This window comes from Micromonospora sp. U21 (assembly GCF_018070045.1).
Taxonomy (GTDB): domain Bacteria; phylum Actinomycetota; class Actinomycetes; order Mycobacteriales; family Micromonosporaceae; genus Micromonospora.
Window position 1 is genome coordinate 250,308 of record NZ_JAGPYK010000008.1, and the last position, 12,077, is coordinate 262,384.

Sequence of the window (12,077 nt, forward strand, 5' to 3'; positions counted from 1 at the left end):
TAGACCCGCTCGTCGGCTTCAATCGGCCAGAATCAACCGGGTGGAGATCCGGTCTGACGACGGTGCCCGGGTGCGGGTCCGCCCGGTCGGCTACCAGCCTGGCATCGACCCGCCCGACGACCCTGACCGGGCCGCGCCCGGTTGGCACGACTGGCTGCTGATCGAGGTGGACGCCCGCACCGCCGACGGCCAGACCTGGTCGCACCACTACCCGAGCCTGATGGTCGAGGAGGCTCGCGCGCTGGGCGGCTGGCTGCGCGGGCAGGCGAAGGCGGCCGCCGGGCCGAGCCCACCACCGGCGACGGTCCGTTTCACCGAACCCAACCTGGCCCTGCGGACCCGGGTGATCCGCCGTCGCCGGCTGGAGCTGACCGTGGAGTTCTCCGCCGAGTCGCTGCCGCCGTGGATGCGCCGGCCGCCCACCGCGATCTATCCGCTGATCCTCACCGTCTCCGCGGACGCGCTGGCCGTCGCCGCCGAGCAGTGGGCCGAGCACTGCGAGGCGTACCCGCCGCGCGCGCCGTCGCGGTTTCCGGCCCGAGGTCCGTTGCCCGGCCCGCTCGGGTAGGGTGATCTTCGTCAGCCATGAGAGGAGGTGAGCCCGGTGATTACCAATCGTCATTCCTGGGCGCTCTTCTCGGCCGTCCCCCTCAGCTGACCTTCGCGTCGGGGAGCGCCCTCCTTATCGGAGGATCAATGACCTTCTCCCCGTTCCGCATCGACGTATCCGACGCGGTCCTCGACGACCTGCGGGCCCGGCTGGCCCGTACCCGCTTCACCGACCGCAGCGGCGACCAGCCGTGGCAGGGTGGCACCGACCCCGACTACCTGCAGGACCTGGTGTCCTACTGGCACGACGGGTTCGACTGGCGGGCCCGCGAAGCGGAGCTGAACGCCTACCCGCACCACCTGGCCCTCGTCGGCGGCCGGACGCTGCACTTCCTGCACGTCCGCGCGGTCCGCCCGGCCGGCGCGCCCGCGCCGTCGCCGCTGATCCTCAGCCACGGCTGGCCCAGCAGCTTCGTCGAGATGCTGCCGCTGGTCGACCGGCTCACCGACCCCGCCCGGTATGGCGGCGACCCCGGCGACGCGTTCGACGTGGTGGTGCCATCACTGCCCGGCTTCGCCTACTCGGCGCTGCCGAAGGAGCCGCTGACCCGGGCGGTGCTGGCCCGGACGCTGCACGAGCTGATGACCGACGTGCTCGGCTACCGGCGCTACGGCGCCTTCGGCGGGGACGTCGGCGGGGTGGTCACCGGCTGGCTCGGTGCTCTCTATCCGGAGCAGGTGGCCGGCATCCACATGATCCATCCACCGTTCCCGGCCAGCTTCGACGCCCGAGCGCTGTCGACGGCCGAACAGGCGTACCTGGACGCCGAGGCCGCGTACGACGAAACCGACGGCGGCTACAGCGCCATCATGGGCACCCGGCCGGACACCCTCGCGGCGGCGCTGGTCGACTCCCCGGCCGGGCTGGCCGCCTGGCTCGTCGACAAGTACCGGGACTGGAGCGACAACCACGGGGACCTGGCGAACAGCTTCGACCGGGACACCCTGCTCACCATCATCACGCTGTACTGGGCCACCGGCACGATCGGCTCGTCGTTCCGGCAGTACTACGACTTCGACCACAACACCCCGCGACCCGACATCACCGTGCCCGCCGCGTTCACGCTGAGCACCGAACCATCGCAGGCCAACTTCCCCCGGGAGATCGCCGAGCGGGCCTGCACCGACATCCGGCACTGGAGCGAACCGGGCCGGGGCGGGCACTTCATGCCCCTGGAGGAGCCGGACCTGCTCGCCGGTGAGCTGAGACAGTTCTTCACCGCGCTGCGCCCGTAGTCCGTTGGTGGAGCCGGGCCGCTCGTCGGCCCGGCTCCACCGCCGATCGGCTGTCACGTCGAGGTGGGTGGTCTCGTCAGGGGCGTATGAGAACAATCGTGCGGCCCGCCGCCGCCCTGCTCGGCCTGGCCAGCGCGATCGTCGGGGTGTGGGCGCTGCTCTCGCCCGCCTCGTTCAGCGCCTGGGCCGACTTCCCGCCGCACCGGCACTTCGTGCACGACGTCGGCGCCTTCCAACTCGGCATCGGCGTGACCCTGCTGCTCGCCACCATCTGGGCCGACGCGCTCACCGTGGCGCTGGCCGGCTACGCCGTCGGCGGAACGGCCCACACGGTGGTGCACGTCGCCGACCGCAATCTCGGCGGCACCACCGGGCAGACCCTCGCGATCGCCGGCGCCGTGGTGGTGGCCGGGGTGGCGTTCGCGTACCGGTGGCGGGAGCGGGGCTGGGTGCTCGGCACGGTTGAGCCGACCGGTGTGCCGGAGCTGACCCCGTTCGGCGTGCAGAAGACGGTCCTGCTGACGACGTACCGCCGCGACGGCCGTCCGGTCGCGACGCCGGTGAGCATCGCCGTGGCCGGTGACCGGGCGTACGTGCGCAGCTTCGAACGGGCCTGGAAGACCCGGCGGATCGGCAACAACCCGACGGTCACCGTGGCGGCCTCGACCGCCCGCGGCGTGCCGACCGGACCGGCGGTCCAGGGCACCGCCCGCCGGCTGACCGGCCCGGAGTACGACGCCGCCGCCCGCACGCTGCGCCGCAAGTATCCGCTGCTGCACGGGGTGCTCGTGCCCCTGATGCACCGCCTCGGGCGGCGCAGGACCGGCCGGACCGTCCACTTCGCGATCGTCCCTGCTGAGGCGACGGCGCGGCTTGAGGTGCTCTAGTCTGTCAATTTTCTCCTTTCGGGAACAAAGGGAAGCATCGATCCCGTCCGCGTTGCCTGTCTCGTACATGAGCGGTTGTACCGCGTGTGACCGTGACCTCACGCCCCACCGTTCTGGGGACTCACTGGCGGATTGCCTGGGCCGAGCGCGAGAACGAACGGCGACGGCGTGAGTACCGCGGCGAGACCGACGCCTGGCTCCGCCGCAACGACCACCTGACCCGATTGCGGATCGAAGCCGCCGGGTTCCTCGGGTGCACGCAGCCGCGCACCGGCCTGCCGGTGGACCTCGCCGACGACGAGCTCGTCTTCCGCGTACTCCCCATCGCGGAGCTGGTCGAGGCCGAGGCGCGGCACGTCGCCGGCCTGCCGACGCCAGGTCCCGTGACCTTTGCCGACACACCCGCCGGCGTCCTGCCGACCGGCCTGCGGGTCGTCGACGCCGGCGTGGCCGTCGTGACCAGCCACCGGGTGGCCTTCGCCGGGCGCGAGCGCCGGCGGGAATGGCGGTACGCGGACCTGGCGGCCTCAGCCCACCACCCCGACGTCCCCCTCACCCTGCTGCACACCACCGGCCGCGGCCCGCTCGCCGGGCTGCTGGTGCCGGCCACCGCCGCGGTGAACGCACGCTTCTACCTCGCCCTCGCCATCGCTGCCGCCGCCGGCGACCGCGCCGCCCTCACCGCGCAGCTCGACGCCCTGCTGGACGCCCACCGGGGCGCGCGGCCGACGCCGCCGCCGTTTGCCGAGCCGGAGGAAGCGCCGTTGACGGCGGTGCGCCCCGATCGACGGGTGACTGCCGTCGCCGCCGTCGCGCTGGTGGTGTTCGCGACACTCGGCCCCGGAGCTTTCGGGCCGGAAACGACCGGCCCTGTGCAGCGGGCGGAAGCGGGGACCGTCGTCGCCGCGGACGGCCCAGAGGCCATCGGCGCCCTCGTCCCGGTCCTTCCCGTCGGCCCGGTGGCGCCGGAGCGGGGCAGGGCCGGGTCGGTCGGCCGTACGCTGCCGGCCCAAGCCACAGGCGACGCGCCGTACGGCCCGGCGAGCACGACTTCCGCCCGGCCGGCGGTCCCGGTCGCGCCGGCACCGTCCACCGTTGTGGGTCCGCCGACCGCTGTGGGTCCGCCGACCGCTCCAGTCCCGCCGGCCAGTACGGCGCCGACGCCCGGTCCGGCTCCGACCAGCGACCCGCCTCCGGTGGCCCGCCCGGTCGTGCCCACTCCTTCGGCCTCACCGACCGCTCCGGCCCCGCCCAGCCCTTCGCCGTCGACGGACGCCGCCCTGATCACGCTCTGCCTGGATCCCCTACAGCTACCGCTGCTGGATCGACTGCTCTGCCCACCGACCGAGCCCTGATGCGTTCAGCTGCCGCCGTTTGTAGCGTGGCTCAGCCGGTGGTGCCGAAGTCGGGGACGGTGATGGTGCCGTCCTCGGCGAGGGGGAAGCCGGGGTTCCAGGCGATCTCCCACACGTGACCGTCCGGGTCGGTGAAGTAGCCGGCGTAGCCGCCGTAGAACGTCTCCCGGGCCGGTTTGGTCACCTCGGCGCCGGCGGCCACCGCCGTGGCGATCACCTCGTCGACCTCGGCCCGCGAGCGGACGTTCTGCGCCAGGGTCATGCCGCCGAAGCCGCCGGTGCCCGGATCGTCGATGCCCGCGTCGGCGGCCAGCTTGTCCCGCCCCCACAGCACCACCGCCAGCCCGCCGGCCTGGAAGAACACCGTCTCCTCAACCTCCTGGCCCTGCCAGCCGAGGTGTTCGTAGAACGCTCGTGCGCGCGCCACGTCGGTGACGCCGAGGGTGACCAGGCTGATCCGCTGTTCCATGTCGGTAACCTAACGCGCGGTCATTCGGGGGCGTGGCAGACGGCTTCGACGTTGTTGCCGTCCGGGTCGCGGACGAACGCGGCGAAGTAGGTCGGGTGGTACTCCGGCCAGACGCGCGGCGGGTGCAGCACCTCGGCGCCGGCCTTGACGGCGGCGTCGTGGAACGCCTGGACGGCGGCCCGGTCATCGGCGGTGAAGGCCAGGTGCAGCTCGCGGGCCTCGCCGGGGGTTTCGGTCGGGCCGAGCCAGAACTCGGGGTTCTCTCGGCCGTAGCCGATGACGTTCGGGAACTCCAGCAGGCGGCGGCCGCCGAGCGGGGCGAGCACGGCGTCGTAGAAGGCGGCGCTCGCCGCCACGTCGCGCACCTGGACGGACAGGTGGTCGATCATCGCGGGCTCCTCCAAGCGTCACCGGGCAGGGCTGACGTCACGCTAGCGGCGGGGTATGACGCGCCCACGTTCGTGGCGGCTCGCCACGGGACAGCGCCCCCGCCGTTCCGCCCGGGTGCCGACCGAGCCGCGCTTCGACCGGCGCGTGCGTTGGATCGGCGGACGCTCACCTCCCCGGAGGCTGGTACTCGGCGTTCCGCTGGGTCGCCTCGTCGACCTCTTTCGGCGTCAGCACCGGCGTGATCCTCGTGTCCACGCCGCCCGCCGCCCGGATCGCGATAGCCAACCCGGCCGCCGCGCTGTTGTCGGGCAGGTCGCACAACACGTAGGTGTCGTGATCACCGAACCCGAAGTACAGCGACTCCATCTGCCCACCGGCCGCCTCGATCGACTTGCGGACGACCTCGGCGCGCTTCGTGCCGCCGTCGTTGGCCAACCCCTTGACCCCGTCGATGGTGTAGGTCGACCTCAACAGAAACTTCGCCATGCGTGTGTCTCCTCCCAGAGGTGTCGGCACCTGCCCGGTCGCCACCACGGTCGCGTGTACCCCGCGGCGGAGCGGCTAGTCATGAGCCGAGGGCCGGATCCGCGACGGCGGGCGCAGCAGGTCGGCAGCCAGGTCCAGCGCGCGATCTGGCCCGGGCTGCCGACTCCCGCGAGATTCCTACGAGGCCGCCGGTGCCCGCTCGGTCGGCGGTGCCGCGACCGGCCGGAACGTTGGCCGTGCCAGGGCGCTCGGCCACCAGGTGCGGGGGCCGATGTGCAGCGCCAGCGCCGGGACGAGCAGGCTGCGGACGAGGAACGTGTCGAGCAGCACCCCGACGCCGATGATGACCGCCGTCTGCACGGACGGCACCAGCGGCAGCACGCTGAGCGCGCCGAACGTGGCGGCCAGCACCACGCCCGCGCTGGTGATCACCCCGCCGGTCACGGTCAGCGCATGCAGCACGCCCTGCCGGTGCCCGAGCCGCGCCGTCTCCTCCCGAGCCCTGGTGGCGAGGAAGATGGTGTAGTCCACGCCGAGGGCGACGAGGAACAGGAACGTCTGCAGCGGGATCCCGACGAAGAGCTTCGGGTAGTCCATCGCGTCGAGGATCAGCCCGGCCGCGCCCATCGCGGCGGCGTAGGACAGGACCACGCTCGCGAGCAACAGCAGCGGCGCGACCAGCGACCGCAGCAGCAGCACCAGGATGATGAAGACGACCGCCAGCACGAGCGGCACCACGACCCGGTTGTCCCGGCCGACCGTCCGCTCCTCGTCGAGCAGGTACGCGGAGTCCCCGCCGACCAGCGCCTGCGCGCTCGGCACCGCGTGCACCGCGGCGCGGAGCCGGTTGACGGTGTCCAGCGCCGCGTCGCTGTCCGGGGTGTGGGCCAGGACGGCCGCGATGCGCACCCAGCGGCCGTCCGGCGAGGGCTCCGGCTCGCCCACCTCGGCAACCCCCGGCACGGTACGGGCGGCGGCCACCACCTGGTCGGCCGGACCGGCGGCGGCCAGGATCTCTGCGGGTGCGACCGCTCCCCTTGGATAGTGCGCCTCGATCATTCGTTGGCCGGTGACCGAGCCGACCTCCTTGGTGAAGGACTCGTCATGCGGCATGCCGATGCTGAGGTTGCCGATGCCGAAGCTGAGAACCACCAGCGCCGCCGCCGTGCCCAGCCACACCGCGCGGGGCCGCCGGCCGACGAAACCGGCGATCCGGCGCCACACCCCGTGCTCGGCCGCCACGTCGAGCCCGATCGCGTCCGGTACGTATCGCGGCACGAACGGCCAGAACAGCCACCGCCCGAAGATGACCAGCACGGCCGGCAGCAGCGTGGTCATGGCGAGGAACGCCGCCGCGATCCCGACCGCGCCGACCGGTCCGAGCCCTCGGGTGGACGGCAGTTGCGCGGCGAGCAGGCACAGCAGGCCGATCGCGACGGTCGCCGCCGAGGCGGCGATCGCGCCGATCGACCGTCGCAGCGCGACGGCCATCGCCGCGTGCCGGTCGGCGTGCCGGCGCAGTTCCTCCCGGTAGCGGGCGATGAGCAGCAGGGCGTAGTCCACGCCGACACCGAAGACCAGCACGGTCAGGATGCTCTGGCTCTGGAAGTCCACGGCCAGCCCGGCGTGCCGGGCCAGCAGGTACACCACGGCGCTGGCGAGCTGGTTGGCCACCGCGACCGTGATGAGCGGGATCAACCACAGGACCGGGCTGCGGTACGTCACGAGGAGCAGCAACGCGACGGCGGCCGCGGTCGCCAACAGCAGCGTGCTGTCCATGCCGGCGAACGCGTCGAAGACGTCGTCCTCGCCCCCGGCCGGACCGGTGAGCGCGGTCCGCAGGCTGGCCGGTGCGTCCCTACTCAGCTGCTCCTTGACGTCGGCCACGGCGTCGGCCCGCTGGTCGGCGTCCCCCGCGATCGGGAAGGAGAGCAGCAGCGCCTGCCCGTCCTCGCTGGCCACCGGCGGGGGCACCTGGCCGCCGTCGGCGTACCGGGCGAACGCCGTGCGGTCGCCGTCGACCTTCGCGCGGTCGGCGTCGGTGAGCCCGCTCTCGCGGACGTAGACGGCGACGGCCAGGGGCTTCTGCGAGTCCGGGAACGCCTCCTCGGCCCGCTGCACCGCCCTGCTGGCTTCGGCGGTGGCGGGCAGCGCGCCGAGGGAGTCGTTGTCCTGCACCTCGGTGAGCTTGATCGCCAGCGGCCCGGCCGCCGCGACGAGGACGAGCCAGAAGACGAGCATCATGTACTTGCTGCGTCGGCCGGACGGCATTGCGGCCAGTCGGTGCCGCGCGGTTTCCTTTTGCCTGGTCATGCCTTCGATCCTTCGGCCGTCGCAGGTGGAAGGCAGGGGTGGCAGGTCCCGAAGGCAGGTGGTGGTAGCACCACCGATTCCGGTGGCGCGTCGGGCGGAGAATGACGCCGTGGACCGCTCCGTACGCTCGACCGTCTGGCAGCAGATCCGGCCCGGCGCGCTCGCCGCCGTGCAGGGCCTGGCTGTGGCCCTGCTCAGCCTGAGCACCAACGTGCTGCTGTTCGCGCTGTCGGTGGTCTCCCTCGCGCTCATCCCCGCCCTCGGCATCGGGTTCGCCCTCTTCCCGGCGGTGACCGTGCTCGTACGGCTGTCGCTGACGCTGCAACGGCGCCTGAGCCGGTCCGCTGGCGTGCCGATCGCCTCGCCGTACGCGCCGGTGCCCGCCGGCGCCCGGCTCGGCACCTGGCAGCGGTTCCGGTGGGTGGTCTCGGACCCGGCGACCTGGCGTGACTTCGCCTGGCTGATCCCCGGCGCGGTCACCGGCGGCGCCTGCGTGCTCGCGTTCGCGCTGGTCGTGTACGGGCTGGAGGGGGCCCTGTTCGTGCCGCTGGTGCTCTACCTGAGCATCGACTGGTACGGCTACGGCGTGTTCTGGCCGATGGACAACTTCGCGAAGGCGTGGCTGGCCGCGCCGCAGGGCTGGCTGCTCCTCGCCGGTGGGCTGGCCGTCGCACCGTGGCTGTTGTGGCTGCACTTCCGCTTCGCCGGCTTCTTCCTCGCCCCCACCCGGGCGCAGGAGCTGGCCCTGCGGGTCCGGTACCTCGCCGTCACCCGCGCCGACACCATCGACACGCAGGCCGCCGAGCTGCGCCGCATCGAACGCGACCTGCACGACGGTGCGCAGGCCCGGCTGGTCGCACTGCGGATGAGCATCGGCCTGGCCGAGCAGCTCATGGCCAACGACCCGGCACGGGCGGCGCGACTGCTCAGCGAGGCGCAGGAGACCAGCGGTCACGCCCTCGCCGAACTCCGCCACCTCGTCCGCGGCATCTACCCGCCCGTACTCGCCGAACGCGGCCTCAACGGGGCGGTGCAGGCACTCGCCCTCACCGTCGCGCCGCCCGTGGACGTGGACGTCGACCTGGACCTGCCCGGCAGCCCGCCCGCGGCGGTCGAGTCCGCGGCGTACTTCGCGGTGGCCGAGCTGCTCACCAACGTGGCCAAGCACAGCGGCGCCCGGCGCGCCTGGGTCTCTCTGGTGCACCGGGACGGTGTGCTGCGCGCGGAGGTCGGCGACGACGGGCGCGGCGGCGCCACGCCGGATGCAGGGACCGGCCTGGCGGGCGTACGACGCCGTCTGGCAGCCTTCGATGGCACGATGACCGTGACCAGTCCGCCCGGCGGACCCACCGTCGTGACCATGGAGCTGCCGTGCGAGTTGTCATCGCGGAGGACCTTGCCCTCCTCCGGGACGGGCTGACGCACATCCTGCACGCGAACGGACACCAGGTCGTCGAGGCCGTCGCCGACGGGCCGTCCGTACTGCCGGCGCTCACCCGGCACCGCCCCGACATCGCCGTCGTCGACGTACGCCTCCCACCCACCTTCACCGACGAAGGCCTGCAAGCCGCCCTCGCGGCCCGGATGCAGATGCGCGGGCTGCCGATCCTCGTGCTGTCCCAACACGTCGAGCAGCTGTACGCCCGGGAACTCCTCGCGGACCGCAGCGGGGGAGTCGGCTACCTGCTCAAGGACCGGGTGTCCAACGTCGGCCAGTTCATCGACGCGCTACGCCGAGTGGCTGGCGGCGGGATGGTGATGGACCCGGAGGTGGTCACCCAACTGCTGGCCCGTAACTCCGGCATGCAGCCACTGCAAGATCTCACCGCCCGGGAGCGGGAGGTGCTGGGTCTGATGGCCGAGGGGCGGTCGAACGCGGCGATCGCGGGCCGGCTGTTCGTCACGGAGAAGGCGGTGAGCAAGCACATCAACAACATCTTCAGCAAGCTGGGCTTGCCGCCGTCCGATGACGACAACCGGCGGGTGCTTGCGGTGCTTGCGCACCTGAACAGCTGAAACTCACGTAGTCCCCGGAGCCCAACCATCCGAAAAGGAGTGCCAGGCGACGGTAGTCTGCACAACGGGTAGCGAGGACTGCCCGGCAGAGTGACGGGCGGGTGCCCTGCGCGCTTCGGGCCCAGATGTCGGTGGTGCCGAACACGCGGGGGAAACCATGTTCGAGCGGCTGGGCAGATTCGTTGTGAGCAGAGCGTGGTGGGTGATTGCCGGGTGGGTGCTCGCGGCAGCCGCCATCATCCTCACCACACCGTCGCTGAGCGACATCACCTCCGCCGATCAGGAAAGCTTCCTGCCCCGCTCGTACGAGTCGGTGCAGGCCACCGAGCTCGGGCAGAAGGTGTTTCCGCAGCAGGCCACCGCGACGGCGATCATCGTGGTCAAGCGCGCCGACGGGCAGAAGCTCACGCCGGCGGACGAGGCGAGGGTGGGCCAGCTCGCCCAGTCGCTGAAGGCCAAGAACATCCCGCACACGTCCGGCTACCTGACCGGTCCGTCAGCTGTGGCGCCGGACAAGTCGGTGCAGGTGGTCAACGTCGGGCTCGACGCCCCCGCGCCAGACGACCCGGCGTTGCTCGACGCCGTACGCGATCTGCGGGCGGATATCGGCCCGGAGCTGGCGAACAGTGGGTTGACCGCGGGCGTGGCCGGCGACGTGGCGAGCTTCGTCGACAACGAGGACACCTTCAACAATGCCTTCGCCGTGGTCGGCGTCGCGACGATCATCCTGATCATCGGACTGATCCTGATCATCTTCCGCAGCCCCATCGCCGCGCTGCTGCCCGTGGTGGTCGTCGGCGTCGTTCTGAGCATCACGACGGGTCTCGTCGCCGCCGCGGGCAAGGCATTCGATCTCAGTGTCAGTCAGGATCTGCAGACGATCCTGCTGATCGTGCTGTTCGGCATTGGCACCGACTACATCCTGTTCCTGCTCTTCCGCTACCGGGAGCGGCTGCGCGCCGGTGACGACAAGCGCACCGCGATGATCGTCTCCGTCCAGCGGGTCGGCGAGGTCATCACGTCGGCCGCCGGAGCGGTCATCGTCGCGTTCCTCGTGCTGGTCCTCGCCTCCCTGGGCTTCTTCGGCTCGCTCGGCCCGGCGCTCGCGATCGCGGTCGGCGTCATGCTGGTCACCTCGCTCACTCTCGTCCCGGCGGTCGTCTCGCTGCTCGGCCGATACGTCTTCTGGCCGTCGAAGGCGTGGCAGCGTGCGCCCAAGGCCACCATCTCGCACCGGCTCGGCACGCTCGTCGGGCGCAGGCCGGCACTCGTCGCGGCGGCATCCGGCGTCCTCCTGGTCGCGCTCGCCGCGGGCGTGCTGGGCTACAAGGCCGACTACGACTTCAGCGCCGGTTTCCCGCAGGACACCGAGTCGGCGAAGGCCGCGCAGGATCTGCAGCGCGGGTTCGCCGCCGGTGCGCTCGCCCCTACCGAGGTCTACCTGACCAGCAGTGACGGGTCGCAGTTGACCGAGCAGCAGGTCAACGACTTCGCGGCGGCCGTTGCGAAAGCCCCGGGTGTGGGCCAGGCGCAGCCCCCGGAGCGCAGCACCGACCCGGGTGTGGCCCGGGTCAACCTGCTGCTCGACGAGAACCCGGTCTCCAACGAGGCGATCACCCTCGTCCGCGAGGACCTGCGCGGTGCCGTGCACGCGGCGGCCCCGCCCGGCACCCGGGCGCTGGTCGGCGGGACTACCGCGATCTTCGCGGACATCAACTCGGCGAACAACCGCGACCTGTCGGTGATCCTGCCGGTCGCGGCCGGCCTGATCGCGCTCATCCTCGCGCTGCTGCTGCGTAGCCTGGTCGCGCCGATCTACCTCGTGATCGCGGTGCTGCTCAACTTCGCCGCCACGCTGGGCGCCACGGTCTACCTCTTCCAGGGGCTGCAGGGCGAGCCCGGTGTCACCTTCCAGCTGCCGATCATCCTTTACCTCTTCGTGGTGGCGATCGGGACCGACTACAACATCCTGATGATCGCCCGGCTACGCGAGGAAGCGCGGGAAGGCAACGAGCCACACGAGGCTGCCGCCATCGGTGTGGAACACGCCGGCCCGACCGTCGCGGCTGCAGGGCTGATCCTGGCCGGGACGTTCGCGGTGCTGCTGCTCGCGCCGATCTCGTTCCTGCAGCAGATGGGCTTCGCGGTGGCGATCGGCATCGTGCTGTCGGCGTTCGTCATGTCGATGTTCTTCGTTCCGGCGCTGACCGCGCTGATCGGGCACAAGGCGTGGTGGCCGGGGCACGGCGACGAGCGGCCGGCCGGCGGGCCGCACACCCCGGAGCCGGCGACTGTGGCGAACGGGTAGCGCGAGTT

At 72.0% G+C, this 12,077-nt stretch carries 11 protein-coding genes; 7 read left to right on the forward strand and 4 right to left on the reverse strand.

Going from position 1 to position 12,077, the window contains the following annotated elements; translation table 11 throughout:
* Positions 1 to 40 precede the first annotated feature (40 nt).
* The 4 genes from KBX63_RS14070 (at position 41) to KBX63_RS14085 (ending at position 4,087) form a co-directional block, all read left to right on the forward strand.
* Positions 41 to 568 carry a hypothetical protein gene (locus KBX63_RS14070; RefSeq protein WP_210911452.1) on the forward strand — a complete coding sequence of 176 codons (528 nt, stop codon included), beginning with the start codon at positions 41 to 43 and terminating at the stop codon, positions 566 to 568.
* Between the two features lie 128 nt (positions 569 to 696).
* Positions 697 to 1,845 (forward strand): epoxide hydrolase family protein, encoded by a 1,149-nt coding sequence (locus KBX63_RS14075; protein ID WP_210911453.1) that lies wholly within the window; start codon positions 697 to 699, stop codon positions 1,843 to 1,845.
* A gap of 86 nt (positions 1,846 to 1,931) precedes the next feature.
* Positions 1,932 to 2,732 carry a PPOX class F420-dependent oxidoreductase gene (locus tag KBX63_RS14080; protein WP_210911454.1) on the forward strand — a complete coding sequence of 267 codons (801 nt, stop codon included), beginning with the start codon at positions 1,932 to 1,934 and terminating at the stop codon, positions 2,730 to 2,732.
* A 92-nt stretch (positions 2,733 to 2,824) separates the two neighbouring features.
* On the forward strand, positions 2,825 to 4,087 hold the full coding sequence (locus tag KBX63_RS14085; RefSeq protein WP_210911455.1) for a hypothetical protein: 1,263 nt from the start codon (positions 2,825 to 2,827) through the stop codon (positions 4,085 to 4,087).
* Positions 4,088 to 4,118: 31 nt separating this feature from the next.
* Here KBX63_RS14085 and KBX63_RS14090 read toward each other — a convergent pair whose 3' ends face one another.
* The 4 genes from KBX63_RS14090 to KBX63_RS14105 all read right to left on the reverse strand — a co-directional run bounded on the left by KBX63_RS14090 (position 4,119) and on the right by KBX63_RS14105 (position 7,703).
* Positions 4,119 to 4,556, reverse strand: coding sequence for a VOC family protein (locus KBX63_RS14090; RefSeq protein ID WP_210911456.1), 438 nt, complete (start codon positions 4,554 to 4,556; stop codon positions 4,119 to 4,121).
* Between the two features lie 20 nt (positions 4,557 to 4,576).
* Complete coding sequence (locus tag KBX63_RS14095; RefSeq protein WP_210911457.1) at positions 4,577 to 4,945, reverse strand: VOC family protein; 369 nt, start codon at positions 4,943 to 4,945, stop codon at positions 4,577 to 4,579.
* Between the two features lie 166 nt (positions 4,946 to 5,111).
* Positions 5,112 to 5,432 (reverse strand): GYD domain-containing protein, encoded by a 321-nt coding sequence (locus tag KBX63_RS14100; protein WP_210911458.1) that lies wholly within the window; start codon positions 5,430 to 5,432, stop codon positions 5,112 to 5,114.
* Positions 5,433 to 5,609: 177 nt separating this feature from the next.
* Positions 5,610 to 7,703, reverse strand: a complete 2,094-nt coding sequence (locus KBX63_RS14105; RefSeq protein ID WP_210911508.1) for an MMPL family transporter — start codon at positions 7,701 to 7,703, stop codon at positions 5,610 to 5,612.
* Positions 7,704 to 7,854: 151 nt separating this feature from the next.
* On the opposite strand from KBX63_RS14105, the gene KBX63_RS14110 reads away from it, so the two are divergent.
* The 3 genes from KBX63_RS14110 to KBX63_RS14120 all read left to right on the forward strand — a co-directional run bounded on the left by KBX63_RS14110 (position 7,855) and on the right by KBX63_RS14120 (position 12,069).
* Positions 7,855 to 9,165: a histidine kinase gene (locus KBX63_RS14110; protein WP_307871712.1), complete on the forward strand. Its 1,311-nt coding sequence runs from the start codon at positions 7,855 to 7,857 to the stop codon at positions 9,163 to 9,165.
* The gene (locus KBX63_RS14115) at positions 9,117 to 9,761 is read left to right on the forward strand and encodes a response regulator transcription factor (protein WP_210911460.1); all 645 of its coding nucleotides are present in this window, start codon (positions 9,117 to 9,119) and stop codon (positions 9,759 to 9,761) included. The genes KBX63_RS14110 and KBX63_RS14115 overlap by 49 nt, the downstream gene beginning before the upstream one ends.
* Before the next feature lie 184 nt (positions 9,762 to 9,945).
* A complete protein-coding gene (locus KBX63_RS14120; RefSeq protein WP_307871713.1) occupies positions 9,946 to 12,069 on the forward strand; it encodes an MMPL family transporter in 2,124 nt (707 codons plus the stop codon).
* Positions 12,070 to 12,077 lie beyond the last annotated feature (8 nt).